Origin of the sequence: Flavobacterium terrae (assembly GCF_900142035.1) — a bacterium.
Taxonomy (GTDB): Bacteria; Bacteroidota; Bacteroidia; order Flavobacteriales; family Flavobacteriaceae; genus Flavobacterium; species Flavobacterium terrae.
Genome location: NZ_FQZI01000001.1, coordinates 721,599 through 739,462 on the forward strand (window position 1 = coordinate 721,599; position 17,864 = coordinate 739,462).

General features: G+C 32.6%; 14 protein-coding genes. 12 read left to right on the plus strand and 2 right to left on the minus strand.

Annotated features, from left to right (window positions below):
* The first annotated feature begins 487 nt into the window (after positions 1-487).
* The 6 genes from BUC09_RS03290 (at position 488) to BUC09_RS14740 (ending at position 8,010) form a co-directional block, all read left to right on the plus strand.
* The gene (locus BUC09_RS03290) at positions 488-2,887 is read left to right on the plus strand and encodes an outer membrane beta-barrel family protein (protein ID WP_073308639.1); all 2,400 of its coding nucleotides are present in this window, start codon (positions 488-490) and stop codon (positions 2,885-2,887) included.
* Positions 2,888-3,023: 136 nt separating this feature from the next.
* Positions 3,024-3,239: a hypothetical protein gene (locus tag BUC09_RS03295; protein WP_073308640.1), complete on the plus strand. Its 216-nt coding sequence runs from the start codon at positions 3,024-3,026 to the stop codon at positions 3,237-3,239.
* 103 nt (positions 3,240-3,342) lie between these two features.
* Entirely contained in the window at positions 3,343-3,585 is a 243-nt protein-coding gene (locus BUC09_RS03300; protein WP_073308642.1) for a hypothetical protein, read from the plus strand.
* Positions 3,586-3,682: 97 nt separating this feature from the next.
* Positions 3,683-5,011 (plus strand): radical SAM/SPASM domain-containing protein, encoded by a 1,329-nt coding sequence (locus tag BUC09_RS03305; RefSeq protein WP_073308644.1) that lies wholly within the window; start codon positions 3,683-3,685, stop codon positions 5,009-5,011.
* Positions 4,989-7,205, plus strand: coding sequence for a peptidase domain-containing ABC transporter (locus BUC09_RS03310; protein ID WP_073308646.1), 2,217 nt, complete (start codon positions 4,989-4,991; stop codon positions 7,203-7,205). The genes BUC09_RS03305 and BUC09_RS03310 overlap by 23 nt, the downstream gene beginning before the upstream one ends.
* A 634-nt stretch (positions 7,206-7,839) precedes the next feature.
* Complete coding sequence (locus tag BUC09_RS14740; protein WP_159432932.1) at positions 7,840-8,010, plus strand: hypothetical protein; 171 nt, start codon at positions 7,840-7,842, stop codon at positions 8,008-8,010.
* Positions 8,011-8,048: 38 nt separating this feature from the next.
* Here BUC09_RS14740 and BUC09_RS03315 read toward each other — a convergent pair whose 3' ends face one another.
* Both BUC09_RS03315 and BUC09_RS03320 read right to left on the minus strand, forming a co-directional pair.
* On the minus strand, positions 8,049-8,723 hold the full coding sequence (locus BUC09_RS03315) for a hypothetical protein (RefSeq protein ID WP_084127077.1): 675 nt from the start codon (positions 8,721-8,723) through the stop codon (positions 8,049-8,051).
* Positions 8,724-8,810: 87 nt separating this feature from the next.
* Positions 8,811-9,200, minus strand: coding sequence for a sporulation protein (locus BUC09_RS03320; protein WP_073308648.1), 390 nt, complete (start codon positions 9,198-9,200; stop codon positions 8,811-8,813).
* A gap of 216 nt (positions 9,201-9,416) precedes the next feature.
* Between BUC09_RS03320 and BUC09_RS03325 the strand changes: the two genes are divergently transcribed.
* The 6 genes from BUC09_RS03325 to BUC09_RS03350 are packed head-to-tail and all read left to right on the plus strand — an operon-like array spanning position 9,417 to position 17,857.
* Positions 9,417-10,751 carry a c-type cytochrome gene (locus tag BUC09_RS03325; protein ID WP_073308650.1) on the plus strand — a complete coding sequence of 445 codons (1,335 nt, stop codon included), beginning with the start codon at positions 9,417-9,419 and terminating at the stop codon, positions 10,749-10,751.
* 33 nt (positions 10,752-10,784) lie between these two features.
* Positions 10,785-13,820: a TAT-variant-translocated molybdopterin oxidoreductase gene (locus BUC09_RS03330; RefSeq protein ID WP_073308652.1), complete on the plus strand. Its 3,036-nt coding sequence runs from the start codon at positions 10,785-10,787 to the stop codon at positions 13,818-13,820.
* 27 nt (positions 13,821-13,847) lie between these two features.
* Positions 13,848-15,254, plus strand: coding sequence for an NrfD/PsrC family molybdoenzyme membrane anchor subunit (nrfD, locus tag BUC09_RS03335; protein WP_073308654.1), 1,407 nt, complete (start codon positions 13,848-13,850; stop codon positions 15,252-15,254).
* Between the two features lie 6 nt (positions 15,255-15,260).
* Complete coding sequence (locus tag BUC09_RS03340; RefSeq protein WP_073308656.1) at positions 15,261-15,785, plus strand: DUF3341 domain-containing protein; 525 nt, start codon at positions 15,261-15,263, stop codon at positions 15,783-15,785.
* 8 nt (positions 15,786-15,793) lie between these two features.
* Complete coding sequence (locus BUC09_RS03345) at positions 15,794-16,342, plus strand: c-type cytochrome (RefSeq protein ID WP_073308658.1); 549 nt, start codon at positions 15,794-15,796, stop codon at positions 16,340-16,342.
* Between the two features lie 18 nt (positions 16,343-16,360).
* A complete protein-coding gene (locus tag BUC09_RS03350; RefSeq protein WP_073308660.1) occupies positions 16,361-17,857 on the plus strand; it encodes a quinol:cytochrome C oxidoreductase in 1,497 nt (498 codons plus the stop codon).
* Positions 17,858-17,864 lie beyond the last annotated feature (7 nt).

Below are 17,864 nucleotides of genomic sequence, written 5' to 3' on the forward strand. Positions count from 1 at the left end.
AATTTGAAGTGTAAATTGATAAATTTTCCCTAGGCTCATTTGCACACTTCATTTCCCTCGCTTTCCTTTGCTTAAAGAAAATTAAGTGCAAAACTAAACAAAGATTTTTGATAGTTCGTTGTCGATTTTAGATTTCATAATTAAATAACAAAATACGAACCAAGGAATGATGCTAATTTTAGTAAATGTGATTTTTTACTCTAATCATTTTCATCGAAAGAATATAATGTATTATAATCTCCCATTAGTGAAATAGTGCAACTGCTTTTGGGTTAGTTATTTTCAAGAGGAAGCTCTATAAACCTTCGCGTTAGTTAAGGGTTAAAATTCAATATGATTAACTATTTAGTGGGCAAATAATAGCTATTAACCAACAGTCATTGTATTTTAATTTTCGGAATCAACCTAAGTTTATAGGAAGTGCAAATAAATTTATGAATCAATATACAATATTTATATATCATTAAAGTCAAATTAAAAGCTGGAAATGCAAAAGTTAAAACAAAATCTGTTATTAGTATTCACTTTAGTACCTTTTATAATGCAAGCACAATTTGATATTACTGGAACTGTTGTAGGTCAAGACAACTCGACTATAGCTACAGCTGAGGTAATTGTGTTAAGTAATGAAAATAGTGCACTTGTGAGCCAACTTACAGATGAACAAGGTAATTTTAAAGTTACGATTAATCAAGGTAATTATATTTTACAAATTAAACAGCTAGGTGTTATCTTACTGGAAAAAAATGTAACTATTTTTCAAAATACAAACTTAGGGATACTCAATGTTGATGATTCAAAAAAATTAGAAGAGATAGTTATCTCAACAAAAAAGAAATTAATTGAACGAAAAGTTGATAGACTGGTTTTTAATGTACAGAACAGCGTTAGAGCTTCTAGCGGTGATGCACTTGATGCCTTAAAAGTCACTCCTGGAATTAGAGTGCAAAATGAAACCATAGCTATGATTGGTAAAAGTGATATGGGAGTGCTAGTTAATGATAAATTAGTGCAGTTGTCAGGAGAAGAATTAATTAATTATTTGAAAACTATAACAGCAGACAATATAAAATCAATAGAAGTGATTACAACACCTCCTGCGAAGTACAGTGCAGAAGGAAATAGTGGTCTTGTTAATATTATTTTAAAAAAAGTAAAACAAAACAGTTGGAGTGCAAGTTTAAAAGGTAGTTATAGACAAGCTACTTATGGTACAAGTGGTACAGGTGGTACTTTTACTTTTCAAAAAGATAAACATACCATGGTAGCTAGCACAAATTATTCTAATGGGAGCTATTATGGACTTGAAGAATCTATTATAAAATACCCAACACAGTTATGGGAAAGCAAAGGGTCTGGTAAATATTATACTAATTTATGGGGTAATCGTTTAGGGTATGATTATCAAGTTTCAAAGAAATGGAGTTTTGGTGTACAATATATAGGGAGTTTTAATAAGCCTGATATAAATGATGCTAGTTTAGCAACTATGACAGATAATATTTCACAAAATACAAACGCAATTATAAACTCTAATGGGCAAAATCGAAAAAAAAATATTTTAAATTCGTTAAATGCTCATACCAATATGGATTTGGATACCGTAGGAAGAAAAATGAGTTTAGATATAGACTATTTAGATTATAAATCGACAAATAATCGTAATTTTTATACGGCTACAACGGCTAATTCGCAGTCTGGTTTACAAAATGGAAGTCAAAATACTTTGAACCAAACGGAGAATAATATTAAAAATTTAAGCGCTCAGGTTCATATAGATCATCCACTAAAATGGGCAAAAATCAATTATGGCTTACGTTTTTCTTTTTCAAATACAAATAACGACATTGCTCTTTATGATCTGTCAGGAATGCAACCTACACTTAATAATGCTCAAAGTAATGTGTTTGAATATATTGAAAATACTCAAGCAGCTTATATTTCAGGGAATAAATCTTTTGGAAAAAATAAATGGGATTTGCAAGTAGGGTTACGTGTAGAAAATACTCAAACTAAAGGAAATTCAATCTCGCTTAATCAAGTAAATAAAAATAGTTATTTCCGTTGGTTTCCAACTCTTTACTTATTGCATAAGATCAATGACAATAAAACAATAACTCTAAGTTATTCGAAAAGAATTTTTAGACCTAATTTTAATAATTTAAACCCGTTTAGATGGTATAGTTCACAGTATTCTTATTCTGAAGGCAATCCAAATCTAATTCCAGGGATTGCAAATAATTTTGAACTTAATTATAATTACAAAGACAATTTAAACACTACTGTGTATTTTAGTAAAGGTGTAAATAACTTCGGACAAGTTGTTACATTGAATACAGATGACTATGTGCAAAGAATTACACGACTAAATTATTTTAGTAATTATAGTGCAGGTATAACACAAAATTATAGTTATACAGGAAAGAAATGGTGGGAAAACCAAAATACAATATCTATATTTTTTCAACATTCTGATTCTTATATTTATCCAGTCACACCACAAAGCAATGAAAGTTTTAGTGCATACATAAGTTCTTCAAATAATTTTATACTAAATAAAACAGTTTCAAGCGGGTTTGAGGTAACTCACTATTTTCCTAATCAATCAGGTGATTTAACGTATAATTATGCTCGAACCTACCTTAGTTTTTTTGTTCAGGCTTCTTTTTTAAATAGAAAACTGCAAACAACATTCGCTGTGGAAAATATATTAAAAACTAATGATTTTAATAATTCCAGTATTCGCAATGGCTTTGATGCAAGTTACAAAGGCTATTATGATTCAAGATATATAGGGGTACAACTTGTTTATAAAATGGGGAGCAGTAAAGTAAATGCAAGGAATCGAAAAGTGAGTAATGAACAAGAGAAAAATAGAATAAATTAAAAAATATTTAAACTCCTGTAATTTGTAGTGTACAATGCAAAAAACAGGAATTTTAAATAACTATTTGCGCAAATTATCCGACTGCTCGGAGAAATAATAAGCAGAAATAATAAATAATTCTAAATTTTAATAAAAAATGAAAATAAATAAAATAGAAAACTTCGATTTATCAAAATTTGAAGCACTTGAAGTTAAAGGGGAAACATTAAAAGGTGGTTTTTCAATAGCATTAGTAGGTGGGTTAAAAGAAGCAGTTGGTGATGAAGGCACTACTAACAATTGTAATGGAGGGAACTGTGTTGCTGGTTGTGGTACAGGACAAACTGTTAATAAATTTATTTGTGCTTCATAGATAAGTAATTTTTAAATCACTTGCCTGCTATGTAGGCAAGTGATGCTTATGATAAAATTTAGTAAATTGCAAATTAGTGAAAACAAACTTAGAGAAACAAAATATGAACACAATTAATCAATTTTCTAGATTATCATTAAATGAATCACAAAAACTTGTTGGTGGTTTTTCAGAAGTGTTTACCTTAGAAAATACTGTTAATGAACAACAAGAAGGGGCTAATAATTGCAAAGGAGGGAACTGTGCAGCAGCAACATGCAACCAACAAAAGCCTAAAAAAGCCAAGGGAAAAAATTCTAATTGTGTAGGCAACTGTGTTTCTGGTTGCGGTACTAAAAATAGTTGAAATTTAAATTAGGGATATTTCTATCCGTTATTTTTTTTAAAAAGTAATGGAAAGGATAATCTCATGTTTAATTTAAATAAATTTAAACGATAAAATCATGAAAAAATATAGCCAATTTAATACTATTTTGCCCTATAAAAATAAGTTTGTTTTGTATAATTCATTTGAGCAAAAATTTTTATTTATTGAAAATGACTTAAAACTTATACTCGAAGCTGCCATTAGTGAAGGAATTAATGGTTTGCAAAATATACACCCCACTTTTTATGAGTATTTAGTAACTAATAATTTTTTAATTGATGATTCAATCAATGAAATTGAGAAAGTTAAGAAAATAAGTAAAGAGGTTGATGAAAATACAGATTTTTTTCATTTAACAGTAAATCCAACGATGAATTGTAATTTTAAATGCTGGTACTGTTATGAAACTCATATCAAAGATTCAAAGCTGGATTACTCGGTTTTAGATTCTGTAAAACTTTTTGCTACAAAGACAATATCAAAACCAGATTTAAAACAATTTTCTCTATCATTTTTCGGAGGGGAGCCTTTGTTATATTTTAAGAAAAATGTCGAACCCCTTATTGATCATGTTCGTGAACAAAGTATTTTGTTTGATAAAAAATATTCTGTTAGTTTCACTACAAATGGTTATTTAGTTAATGATTCTTTCATTGATTATTTTAAAAAGCATGATATGTATGCTCATTTGCAAATTACTTTAGATGGTTATAAAGAAGAGCATGATGAAGTTCGATTTGTAAATAAAAAGAAAGGGAGTTATGCTGAAATTATGGCAAATATTACCAAACTATTATTAAACGATCGTTTTAGAATTACTCTACGTATTAATTATACAGATAAGAATATTCATAACTGTTATAAAATAATTGAGGATCTTCAAGATGTACCACTAGATATAAGAAAAGAAAAATTAGTAATTGACTTTCATAGAGTTTGGCAAAACGATCAATTAGATGATACAAGTACGATTGTAATGGATAATGTTGCAAAAATGGAAGCTCAAGGATTTGTTACAAATGTTGTCTATTCACCTAATAACGTGAAAGATTCTTGCTATGCAGACAAAAGAAATAGTGCTACTGTAAATTACAATGGTGACTTGTTTAAATGTACAGCAAGAGATTTTCTCTCTGAAAATAGAGCAGGTTATATATCACAAGATGGTGATTTAATTTGGGAAAACGGCTACTTAGATAGAAGAATGGATTCTAAATTTAAAAATAAGCCTTGCCTTTCTTGCAGAATTATGCCTTTATGTAATGGAGGTTGTACACAACATGCTATGGAGAATGAAGGAGAAGATTATTGTGTTTTCCATGGAGACGAATCTGAAAAAGATAAAGTTGTTTTTACAAAAATCGAGGAAATATTACAAGAAAATGCTGTTCTACAAGAAGCCTAAAATAACTTTTTATAATCAACTTGAAAGCACTGACTGCGGTGCTGCCTGTTTGTCCATGATAATCAGTTATTATGGAAAAAAAATTTCATTGTCTCAGGTTAAAAAACAGTTTGAATTTACTCGTATTGGAGTATCCATTCAAGATATTGTTGAAGTAGCCACTAACGTAGGTTTTCAAGCTACGCCATTAAAATTAGCACAAGACCAACTTGAACAAATTCCGTTGCCTTGTATATTGTTTTGGAAGCAAGACCATTTTGTTGTACTTGAAAAAATAACCCGCAAAAAAGGAGAAACATTTTATCATATACTTGACCCTGGCTATGGAAAAATCATCATTGATAGTAGTGTTTTTTTAAAAGAATGGCAGGGTAATAATGAAAAAGGCGTAGGTATTGTATTTCAAGTAACAGATAGTTTTAAAGAGTTTGAGTGGAAGAATGAAGAGAAAAAATCATTATTTAAATCTCCTGCATTCATATCAGCATTAGTTTTTTTAAAAAATAATAAATGGAAATATTTTAGTTCAATTCTATTGTTAATTGTTAGCTTAATAACTTCTTTTTATATCCCTTTTACTTTTCAAAAGGTTATTGATTCTGGAATTACTTTAAAAGATATCAATGTTGTATACTATTTTTTAGGTGCACAAATGGTACTTTTTATATCTAGTTTTATTTCTGATTTTTTAAGTACTTTATTTTTAACGAAAATAAATTACCAGTTGAGTATTCTTTTAAAAGAAAACTTGTTATTAAAATTAATGCGATTACCTGTTCGTTTTTTTGATACTCGTTTAAATACAGAAACATTGCAGAGAATACAAGATCAAAATAAAATTCAAAATTTTGTAACGTGGAAAGGGATTGATTTTTCTTTGAGTATCCTTAACATAATTATATTTAGTGGTTTATTATGTTATTTTAACCCTGTCATCTTCGGCATTTATATTTCTTTGTCAATTGTTTCAATTCTTTGGGTTATTTTCTTCTTACGCAAAAGAGCTATGCTAGAATATGCTATGTTTCTTGGGCAATCTGAAAATAGTAATGGGATTTATGAGTTTATTATGAATATGCCTGAGATAAAAATAAACCACGCCCAATATAAAACAGTCAATAAAATTTTAAATGTTCAAAAAAAACTAAATGCACTAGAACTTCGAAATTTATTTTTGAATATGTATCAAAACATAGGGGTCGAGTTTTTAAGTAAATTTAAAGAAATTATTGCAATTGCTATTTGCGCTTATTTTATAATAAATGGCAATATGACACTAGGTACACTTTTAAGTATATCATACATCATAGGACAGTTAACGAACCCTATTCAAAATTTGGTTGGTTTTGTCAGAGATACACAGGATGCTACAATTGCAAATAAGCGTATAGGTGAAATTTATGAGAATGAAGAAGAAGATACAAACAAAAAAATTGATGTAGATAATTTATCTTTTGATGCAATTAATATTGAGGATGTATCCTTTAAATACCCCGGAAATTTTAATCCTTTTGTATTAGAAAATATATCTTTTGCGATACCTAAAAATAGTGTCACTGCTATTGTAGGTTCCAGTGGAAGTGGCAAGACCTCTCTTTTAAAATTATTACTATCTTATTATCCGCCCAATAAAGGTAGTATTGTGTTGGATCAACTTAATTTAGTTGATGTTTCTTCAAATCAATGGAGAAATAAATGCGGTATTGTTTTACAAGATGGAAAAATTTTTAGTGGAACAATTGCTGAAAATATTGCTTTAGCTGATGAAACAATTGATGAAGAAAAATTAATTAATGCCGCTAAGATCGCAAATATATTAGAACTTATAAAGGTTTTGCCAATGGGTTTTAATACAAAAGTTGGAAACTCTGGTATTGAGTTAAGCGGAGGACAAAAGCAGCGTATTTTAATTGCTAGAGCTGTATATAAAAATCCTGAATACATTTTCTTTGATGAAGCTACTTCTGCTCTAGATGCTGAAAATGAAAAAATTATACATGATAATCTTCAAGAGTTTTTTAGAGGTAAAACAGTTGTTATTATTGCTCATCGTTTGTCTACTGTTAAAAAATCAGATCAAATCATAGTCCTCAAACAAGGGCAAGTGGTTGAGCAAGGTAATCACCAACAACTTGTAGAAATAAAAGGAGATTACTTTAATTTAGTAAAAAATCAATTGGAGTTGGGGAACTAGTTAATTTTTTTAAATATCTTGAAGAAGAGTATATAATACTGGAAAAGTTTGCTTTTGTTTTAAATTGCAATGACAATCTATTGTAATTAAATTAACCAATTTAAATACTGAAACCCATTATTTAGTAAAACCTTTAAATAACAGTAAGTCTTGTTTTTTCAGGAGCTAACAATTTGTTAAAAAAAATAATTAATTGCCCTCTGGATTGCAAGCTTATTTTCTTGTGGTGAGTCATTAATGTAAATTCAAGAAATAGAAAAGTTAGAAACAATTTACAAAGTGTAGCGTACCTATATACAATTAAAATTGGTAGTCAAACAACATGAACTGATGGAGGTGTTTCAAGATTTGACATTATAAAATCAATAAGAACATTGTTCACTTGATTTGGTCTTTTTATCCAAATAAAGTAGAAACTCAGTGAAAAGGGATTAGGATAGATGTAATTGTAAAAGAAACTATCAAAGGAATTATGGAAGGTAGGGGTAAAGTTTTGGAAGTTGCTATTGAATATGAAAATAAGTAAACAGAAGATTAAATTACTACACTCAGTTCGTAAATAGATTTAAATATTTAACCTTTTGGTAACCTTTGGTCTTTTTTTAATGAGTACCTTTAGTTAAATATTTGAGTTATGAAAACATATTATTTTTATATAATCCTTGTTGTTATTCTTGCTTTTTTTCTCGTTCGTTTTTTGTATTTAAAAAATGAAAAGGATAAAAAAGAACTTGAAGAAAAGTTAAATGAAGATTATAAAAAGATACAAGAAATTGAGTTAAATGATAAAGACATGATTAATTAGTCTTTAAACAAAAAGAGAGCCTTAGGGCTCTCTTTTATTTATTCTGATTTCTTTTCTTGGTTAAGTGGTGATCCTACTGGTATATCACATCTATGTCCAGGCTGACCATGAGCAGGATTCATGCCAGGAGCTGTTATTTCGGTCGTGGAGTTTCCTGTAGTTAATAACGCAGGAGTAGTGTTTTGTGGGGTTACTTTGCCGTCTGATGAAACATTTGCGGGAGTAACAGTCATTCCTAATCCATTATCTTTTGTTGTTGTAGTACTGTTGGGTTTTGAGTTTAATGGAGCTCCAACAGCAATATCACATCTGTGGCCAGGTTGGCCATGAGGAGGATTCATTCCTTTGGCAGTTTTAACAGGTTGAGTTGCTGTTATTGTCTGATTTTGAATTTGTAATGGCTGTGCAGTAGGTGTTACTTGAGTTGTTTGTGAATTTGGTTTGGAGTCTAAAGGAGCGCCAACAGCAATATCACATCTATGTCCAGGCTGTCCGTGAGGAGGGTTAATCCCAGCGGGAGTGGTTTGTGTCGAATTTGTTGTTACTGCTTGTGTTGTACTTTGTTGAACTGGTGTAACATTTGCAGTTTTATTTGTATTTGGGGTTTCGGTTGCTCTAACAGCAGTAGAACTTTCTTGTGGTTCTAGTTCTTTTTTGCAAGAAACTAAAGCTAGAGCAACAATTAATGCGCATAAAGATATTTTTGTTTTCATTTTCTATTAATTGGTTAAACCAAATATAATGGTTTTAAAAAAAAAGACTCAATATCTTTTGTTAAAATAGTATTGAGTCTTAGATCTTTATTTGTTTGGCTTAACTAAAAACGCATTCGGGTATTTTTTCTTAAATTCCATAAGTTTTTTTTCTGCTTCTATGCGTGTTTTGTAATTTCCAACCCATACTTTATATATAGGAGTATGAAAAACGATAGTGGCATCGGTTTTTTTATTTGATTTTCTAAAATCTATTAAAGCCTTTTTGCTTAATTCTGCATTTCCAGTGAAAATTTGAATTTTAAATCGATCATTAATAGTAATTGAATTGTTAATTTTTCTTTTTTCATTGAGTAATTGTTCAAATCTTTGATCTTGATTTACTGTTACTTTCCCTTCTTGGCTGTAAATGTTTAAAGAATTGAAAATTGCTAAAATGCTGATATAAAATAGGTTCTTAATTGTTAATGTTTTCATAATGAATGTTATTTGAGGCAAAAGTACATTTTAAGTCTTTATTCGGTTAAAAAATATTATTTAGAATAAATATAAATTAATAATTAAGATATATTTAAGGTTTTGAGAATAGTTCATAAGTCGTATTTTTGTCGGAGTTTTTAAATGGCATATTCTGTTTATTACTGAAAAGTATTGAAAATTCTGTGCCAAACTTAGATGTTAATCATTTAATATATGAAAAAAGTGGGAAACCATAAATCGATTTTTAAAGTAGTAACGTTAAGTCTTTCGTTATTATTATCTGTTTCTTTTAGTTCTTTTGCTCAAGATCAGGCTGCTACGGCGCCGGTTGCTGATGCTGCTGCGGCTCCTGCTGCTGCGGGTGATGCTGCTGCTGGAAAAGCTTTGTTTAATGCAAATTGTGCGGCTTGTCATAAGCTAGATGCAAAAATGACAGGACCTGCTTTACGTGGTGTTGCGGAACGTCGTGATAGGGCTTGGTTGGGTAAATGGATCAGAGATTCAAAAGGATTAATTGCTTCTGGTGATGCAGATGCTGTTAAAATTTTCGAGGAGTTTAATAAAGTAGCGATGACTGCTTTTCCTCAATTGTCAGATGCTGATATCGATAACATTTTAGCGTATACTTCTGAGCCTGCTCCGGTACCTGAGAAGCCAGCGACAGGTTCAAATTCTGCGGAAGCTGGAACTGGTGGAGGATTGTCTAATAACTTAATTTTAGGTTTATTGGCAGGAATCTTAGCTGTTTTAGTTGGAATGTTGTTTATGGTTAACAACGCTTTAGGTAAAATTTCAAAAGCTAATGGTATCGAAGTTGACTCAAAAACTCCTTCATTAATGCCTTTATGGAGAGCATTTGCTAAAAATCAATTCTTGGTATTGGTTTCAGTAATTTTATTAATGCTTACAAGTGCTTATTTTATCTATGGATATTTGATGCAGGTAGGTGTTGATAAGGATTATGCTCCAATTCAGCCTATTCACTATTCACACAAAATTCACGCTGGTGACAATGGTATCGATTGTAAATACTGTCACTCTGCAGCTCGTGTAAGTAAAAATGCGGGTATTCCTTCATTGAATGTTTGTATGAACTGTCATAAAAACATTTCTGAATTCCAAGGTGATAAAGATTCAGCTTATGTTGAATACACTAAAGAATTCTATACTGCTGAAATTCAAAAATTATATGATGCAGTTGGTTGGGATAAAAACGCTCAAAAATACACAGGAAAAACTAAGCCAGTTAAATGGGTTAGAATTCATAACTTACAAGATTTCGTTTATTTCAACCACTCTCAACACGTTTCTGTTGCAGGTGTTGAATGTCAAACTTGTCACGGTCCAGTTGAGACTTTCGAAATCATGAAGCAACATTCTCCATTAACAATGGGATGGTGTGTAAACTGTCACCGTGAGACAAATGTTAAAGTAGAAGGAAATGCTTACTACGAAAAAATTCATGCTGAACTTTCTAAAAAATATGGTGTAGACAAATTAACTGCTGCACAAATGGGAGGTCTTGAATGTGGTAAATGTCACTACTAATTATTTATTAAGAAGCTAATTTTTATATACAATATGTCATCTAACAAAAAATACTGGAAAAGTGTTGAGGAGCTAAACGAAAATAGCTCTATTGTTGAGACGCTTAGAAATAACGAGTTTGTTGAAGAAATTCCAACTGATGAGTTTTTAGGTGATGCTGCTTCGTTAGCATCTTCTTCAACAACACGTCGTGATTTTCTTAAGTACGTTGGATTTAGTACAGCTGCAGCTACTTTAGCTGCGTGTGAAGGTCCAGTGCATAAGTCAATTCCTTATGTAGTTCAACCTGAAGAAATCATTCCTGGTTTAGCAGATTATTATGCTACATCATTTTCGGATGGTTTCGATTTTGCTAACATTTTAGTAAAAACTCGTGAAGGTCGTCCTATCAAAGTTGAAAATAACAAAATCGAAGGAGCAAATTTCCATGCAAATGCTCGTGTTCATGCGTCAGTTTTATCATTATATGATAGCTTACGTTTAAAAACATCTAAAATTGCTGGTAAAGATACAACTTGGAATGAGGCTAACGCTAAAATTAAAGCTAGTGTTGCTGAGGCTAAAGCTAAAGGAGGTAAAGTTGTTTTATTGACAAATACTTCTGCTTCACCTTCAACAGATAGATTAATTGGTCAGTTCTTAGCTGCTAATCCTAATGCTAAACATGTTGTATATGATGCAGTTTCTTCTTCAGACGCTTTGGATGCATTCCAAATGGTTTATGGAGAAAGAGCATTAGCAGATTACGATTTTTCAAAAGCTAATACAATTGTTTCTGTAGGTGCAGATTTCTTAGGAGATTGGCAAGGAGGAGGATTTGATGCGGGTTATGCTCAAGGACGTATTCCTCAAAACGGAAAAATGTCTAAGCACTATCAGTTCGAAGCTAACATGACATTGTCTGGAGCTGCTGCTGATAAACGTGTGCCTATGACTGTTGCTAATCAAAAACAAGCATTAGTTAAAATATATAATGTAATTACAGGTGCTGCTGTTTCTACTTCAAAATTTGAAGGAGAAGATGTAGTGACTAAAGCTGCTCAACAGTTAAAAGCTGCAGGTAGCAAAGGTGTTTTAGTTTCAGGTATTGATGATAAAAATGCTCAATTGTTAGTATTGGCAATCAACAGAGCTTTATCAAGTGAGGCTTTCAATCCGGCTAATTCACGTCAAATCCGTAAAGGTAATAATGCAGAGGTTAAGCAATTAATTGCTGACATGAATTCTGGTGCTGTTCATACTTTGATTATGAATGGTGTTAATCCAGTTTATACTTTATCAAACGGAGCTGAATTTGCAACTGCGTTGAAAAAAGTAAAATTAGCTGCTACTTTCACAATGAAAGAAGATGAAACGGCTTTAGCTTCTTCAGTAGCTGTTGCAACTCCACACTATTTAGAGTCATGGGGTGATGTAAGTATTGTTAAAGGACAATATGCTATTACACAACCTACAATCAGACCATTGTTTGATACAGTTCAATTCCAAGATGCATTGTTATCATGGACTGGAAATGCACAAACTTATTATGATTATATCCGTACTTCTTGGTCAGGTGCTAAATCATGGAATCAATTAGTTCATGATGGTGTAGCTGTTTCAGAAGCTGCTGCTGGTGCAGGTGCTGGTGCAGATTTTAATGCTGCTGCTGGTGTTTTAGCAAAAGCTAAAGGAACTCAAACTGAATTAGTATTATATACTAAAACAGGTATGGGTGACGGTCAACAAGCGAACAATCCTTGGTTACAAGAGTTTCCAGATCCAATCACTAGAGCTTCTTGGGATAACTATGTAACAGTTTCTAAAGCTGATGCTGAAGCATGGGGACTTGAAAACTGGAATGTTGCTAATGGTGGTCTTAATGGTAGCTATGTAACTTTATCTGCTAATGGAGTGAAGTTAGAAAAAGTGCCAGTAATGATTCAACCTGGTCAAGCTAAAGGAACTGTTGGTTTAGCTTTAGGTTATGGTCGTAAAGCTTCATTAAAAGAAGAAATGCAAGTAGGTGTTAACGCTTACGCTTTATATAGTAACTTCAATAATGTGCAAAGTGTTTCTATCGAGAAAGAAGATGGTGAGCATGAATTTGCATGTGTTCAGTTACAAAAAACTTTAATGGGTCGTGGTGATATCATTAAAGAAACTTCATTAGAAATATTCAATACTAAAGATGCTGCTGAGTGGAATGTAATGCCAGTTGTTTCTTTAGATCATAAAGAAGTTGCTGCAACTTCAGTTGACTTATGGGAATCTTTTGATAGATCAATAGGTCACCACTTTAATTTATCTATCGACTTAAATGCTTGTACAGGATGTGGAGCGTGTGTTATCGCTTGTCATGCTGAAAATAACGTACCAGTAGTAGGTAAATCTGAAGTAAGAAGAAGCCGTGATATGCACTGGTTACGTATCGATAGATACTATTCTTCTGAAACTACTTTTGAAGGTGATAACAAAGTTAAAGCTGCTAGTTCAGGTTTAATGGATTCTATTTCTACACTAAGAGAAATGGAAGATCCATCAGAGAATCCACAAATAGCTTTCCAACCAGTAATGTGTCAGCACTGTAACCACGCTCCGTGTGAGACTGTTTGTCCAGTTGCTGCTACTTCTCACGGACGTGAAGGTCAAAACCATATGGCTTATAACCGTTGTGTAGGTACTCGTTACTGTGCAAACAACTGTCCTTACAAAGTACGTCGTTTCAACTGGTTCTTATATAACAAAAATGAAGAGTTTAACTACCATATGAATGATGATTTAGGTCGTATGGCATTAAACCCAGATGTAAACTTACGTTCTCGTGGGGTTATGGAAAAATGTTCAATGTGTATCCAAATGACACAAGCAACTAAATTAAAAGCTAAAAACGAAGGTCGTTTAGTGAAAGATGGTGAGTTCCAAACAGCTTGTTCAAATGCATGTACATCAGGAGCTATGGTATTTGGTGATGTAAATGATAAAGAATCTCAAGTAGCTAAATTAGCTGAAGATAAGAGAGCTTACCATTTATTAGAGCATATTGGAACAAAACCAAATGTTGTATATCACGTAAAAGTTAGAAATTAATATTAATAAGAAATAAGATAAAGGATTATGTCGTCTCATTACGAAGCACCCATTAGAAAACCTTTAGTACTTGGAAACAAAAGCTACCACGATGTAACAATTGATGTAGCCGCTCCGGTTGAAGGTAAAGCCAATAAACAATGGTGGACAGTATTTTACATAGCGCTTGCTTGCTTTTTGTGGGGAGTTAGCTGTATGTTATACACAATTACCGAAGGTATTGGAACATGGGGATTAAATAAAACAGTAGGTTGGGCTTGGGATATCACTAACTTCGTTTGGTGGGTAGGTATCGGTCACGCAGGAACCCTAATCTCTGCAGTACTATTATTATTCCGTCAAAAATGGAGAATGGCTATTAACCGTTCTGCAGAAGCAATGACAATTTTCTCGGTAGTTCAAGCTGGTTTGTTTCCAATTATCCACATGGGTCGTCCATGGTTAGGATACTGGGTTTTACCTATTCCGAATCAATTTGGTTCATTATGGGTTAACTTTAACTCACCGTTACTTTGGGACGTATTTGCGATTTCAACGTATTTATCGGTATCATTAGTTTTCTGGTGGACTGGTTTATTACCTGACTTTGCGATGTTGAGAGATAGAGCGGTGACACCTTTTACAAAAAGAATTTATTCTATACTATCTTTCGGATGGTCGGGTAGAGCAAAAGACTGGCAACGTTTTGAAGAAGTATCTTTGGTATTAGCTGGTTTAGCAACTCCTCTTGTACTTTCTGTACACACGATCGTATCGATGGACTTTGCTACTTCTGTAATTCCAGGATGGCATACAACTATCTTTCCTCCTTACTTCGTTGCAGGAGCAGTTTTCTCTGGATTCGCGATGGTAAATACCTTGCTTATCATTATGAGAAAAGTATCTAACCTGGAAGATTATATCACTATTCAGCATATCGAATTAATGAATATCATAATCATGATTACTGGTTCGATTGTAGGCTGTGCCTATATTACAGAGCTTTTCGTAGCTTGGTATTCAGGAGTAGAGTATGAACAATATGCATTCTTAAACAGAGCAACAGGACCTTACTGGTGGGCATATTGGGCAATGATGTCTTGTAACGTTTTCTCTCCACAATTCATGTGGTTTAAGAAATTAAGAACCAGTATCATGTTCTCTTTCATTATTTCTATCGTTGTAAACATCGGAATGTGGTTTGAGCGTTTCGTAATCATCGTAACCTCGTTACACCGTGATTACCTTCCATCATCATGGACAATGTTTCAACCAACATTTGTTGATATCGGTATCTTTGTAGGTACTATCGGATTCTTCTTTGTATTGTTTTTATTGTATTCAAGAACTTTCCCAGTGATTGCTCAGGCTGAAGTAAAAACTATCTTGAAATCTTCAGGAGAAAACTACAAAAGAGAAAGAGAAAAAAACGGTCATAATCACGATAATCACTAATAAGTCATGAGTAACAAAGTAATACATGCCCTATATAATGATGACGATGTTTTGATGGATGCTGTAAAGCAAACTCGACTCGCACATCACCATATTGAAGAAGTTTATACTCCATTTCCTGTCCATGGTTTGGATAAAGCAATGGGATTAGCCCCGACAAGAATTGCCATTTGTTCCTTTTTATTCGGATTAACCGGTTTGGCATTTGCTACTTGGTTGATGAATAACATTATGATTCAGGATTGGCCTCAGGATATTGGTGGTAAACCAAGTTTTAGTTATATTCAAAATATGCCAGCCTTCGTTCCAATTATGTTTGAAGAAACGGTATTTTTTGCTGCCCACTTAATGGTAATTACTTTTTATATGAGAAGTAAATTATGGCCTTTCAAAGAGGCTGAAAACCCTGATGTTCGTACAACAGACGATCACTTCTTAATGGAAGTTGCCGTAAATAATAACGAAAGCGAATTAACTTCATTCTTGCAAAGTACAGGAGCAGTTGAAGTTAAAGTTGTTGAAAAGCATTAATCAGAATTATGAGAAGAGTAGTATATACACTAACAGCTTTAATGGGGTTATCTTCATTGCTGTTTTCATGTCAAGATACAACAAAACCGAATTATCAGTTTTTTCCAAACATGTATGAATCGGTTGCGTATGAAACTTATTCAGAGTCTAATGCTTTCAAAAATGGGAAAGAAGGACAATTGCCAGCTCAAGGTTCAATTAAAAGAGGCTTTGTTCCTTATGAATTGCCAAATACTCCAGCAGGGTATGAGGCTTCAAAAGGTATGAATTCGCCTTTAGAATCATCTGAAGCGAATTTAGAAAAAGGTAAAGATTTATTTAATATCTACTGTATTTCTTGTCACGGTGATAAAGGTGATGGAAAAGGTAAATTGGTTCAAAGAGAAAAATTCTTAGGTGTACCTAGTTATAAAGATAGAGCGATTACTGTTGGAAGTGTTTTCCATGTAGAAACTTACGGTCTAAACGCAATGGGATCTCATGCTAATCAATTGTCAAAGAAAGAAAGATGGCAAGTTGCTGAGTATGTGATGAAACTTAAGTCTGAATTAAAATAATAAATACGCGATTAAGTTATGTATACATTTTCAAGCAAATTAAAAAACGTAGCAATCATCTTAATGGTTCTAGGACTTTTAGGAATTGGTTATGGTTTTTTCAGTGCACCTAAAAATACAGAAGACGTAGAAAAAATATTAGCAGCTGATGCTCATGGTGAACACCATGCTGCTCCTGCTGCACACGGTGAGGCAAAGCACGAAGCGGCACCAGCTCATGCAGAAGAAAAACATGCGGTTGAAGCCGTTAAAGATTCTGCAACAGTAGTTGCTCACGGATTAGATTCTGTTGCTACTCATTTAGAAGAAGCGCATCTAGCTGAAGCTGCAAAACCTGTTGCTCACGATACACATACTAAAGATGCACACGCTGAAGCGGCTCACGGTGACGCACATGCAGACGAGCATAAAGAACACGTAGAACACGTTTTACACCAATTACAAAACAAACCTTGGGCTGCATTGTATGTTGGAGCTTTATTTGTTTTCTTAATTGCATTAGGGGTATTAGCATTCTATGCTATCCAATGGGCTTCACAAGCAGGTTGGTCTCCAGTGTTATTTAGAGTAATGGAAGCAATCACCGCTTACCTTGTTCCTGGTGGAATTATCTTATTTGTATTATTAGTTTTATCTTGTTTACATTTCAATCATTTATTTGTTTGGATGGATCCAGAAGTAGTTGCTAAAGATCATTTAATTCAAGGTAAATCAGGATATTTAAATGTCCCTTTCTTTTTAATTAGAGCAGTTGTTTTCTTAGGCGGATGGATTCTTTATAGAACTTATACTAGAAAAAACTCAATTGCTTTAGATGAAACTAATGATTTATCATATTACAAGAAAAACTTTAAAGCATCTGCTGGTTTCTTAGCATTCTTCTTAGTGTCTGAGTCAATGATGTCTTGGGATTGGATCATGTCGGTAGATCCTCACTGGTTCAGTACATTATTTGGATGGTATGTGTTTGCTAGTTTTGTAGTAAGTGCTATTACTGTAATAGCTTTGGTTGCTTTATATTTAAAATCTAAAGGATATTTAGAGTTCGTAAATAACAGTCATATTCATGATTTGGCTAAATATATGTTTGGTTTCTCTGTATTCTGGACGTATTTATGGTTCTCTCAATTCATGTTGATTTGGTATGCTAATATCCCAGAAGAGGTTACTTATTTCAAATTCAGAATAGAACATTATAACCTTCCTTTCTTCGGAATGGTAGTGATGAACTTCGTATTCCCAATCTTAATCCTTATCAACACCGATTTTAAACGTGTGCCCTGGATTATATGGATGGCAGGTATCATAATCTTATCAGGTCACTATTTAGATTTCCACAATATGATTTTCCCTGCTACAGTTGGAGATCAGTGGTTCATTGGTGCGGCTGAGTTAGGTTCAGTAGCATTCTTTGCAGGATTATTTATTTATGTTGTATTTTCAGCTTTAACAAAAGCTCCATTGTTAGCAAAAGGTAATCCGCTAATTGAAGAAAGTAAGCATTTCCATTATTAATATTTAA

What these genes read in the sequence shown, in the direction of transcription:
- BUC09_RS03290 (WP_073308639.1), top strand. Translation starts at nt 488, where the DNA reads ATGCAAAAGTTAAAACAAAATCTGTTATTAGTATTCACTTTAGTACCT.
- BUC09_RS03295 (WP_073308640.1), top strand. Translation starts at nt 3,024, where the DNA reads ATGAAAATAAATAAAATAGAAAACTTCGATTTATCAAAATTTGAAGCA.
- BUC09_RS03300 (WP_073308642.1), top strand. Translation starts at nt 3,343, where the DNA reads ATGAACACAATTAATCAATTTTCTAGATTATCATTAAATGAATCACAA.
- BUC09_RS03305 (WP_073308644.1), top strand. Translation starts at nt 3,683, where the DNA reads ATGAAAAAATATAGCCAATTTAATACTATTTTGCCCTATAAAAATAAG.
- BUC09_RS03310 (WP_073308646.1), top strand. Translation starts at nt 4,989, where the DNA reads ATGCTGTTCTACAAGAAGCCTAAAATAACTTTTTATAATCAACTTGAA.
- BUC09_RS14740 (WP_159432932.1), top strand. Translation starts at nt 7,840, where the DNA reads ATGAAAACATATTATTTTTATATAATCCTTGTTGTTATTCTTGCTTTT.
- BUC09_RS03315 (WP_084127077.1), bottom strand. Translation starts at nt 8,723, where the DNA reads ATGAAAACAAAAATATCTTTATGCGCATTAATTGTTGCTCTAGCTTTA.
- BUC09_RS03320 (WP_073308648.1), bottom strand. Translation starts at nt 9,200, where the DNA reads ATGAAAACATTAACAATTAAGAACCTATTTTATATCAGCATTTTAGCA.
- BUC09_RS03325 (WP_073308650.1), top strand. Translation starts at nt 9,417, where the DNA reads ATGAAAAAAGTGGGAAACCATAAATCGATTTTTAAAGTAGTAACGTTA.
- BUC09_RS03330 (WP_073308652.1), top strand. Translation starts at nt 10,785, where the DNA reads ATGTCATCTAACAAAAAATACTGGAAAAGTGTTGAGGAGCTAAACGAA.
- nrfD (WP_073308654.1), top strand. Translation starts at nt 13,848, where the DNA reads ATGTCGTCTCATTACGAAGCACCCATTAGAAAACCTTTAGTACTTGGA.
- BUC09_RS03340 (WP_073308656.1), top strand. Translation starts at nt 15,261, where the DNA reads ATGAGTAACAAAGTAATACATGCCCTATATAATGATGACGATGTTTTG.
- BUC09_RS03345 (WP_073308658.1), top strand. Translation starts at nt 15,794, where the DNA reads ATGAGAAGAGTAGTATATACACTAACAGCTTTAATGGGGTTATCTTCA.
- BUC09_RS03350 (WP_073308660.1), top strand. Translation starts at nt 16,361, where the DNA reads ATGTATACATTTTCAAGCAAATTAAAAAACGTAGCAATCATCTTAATG.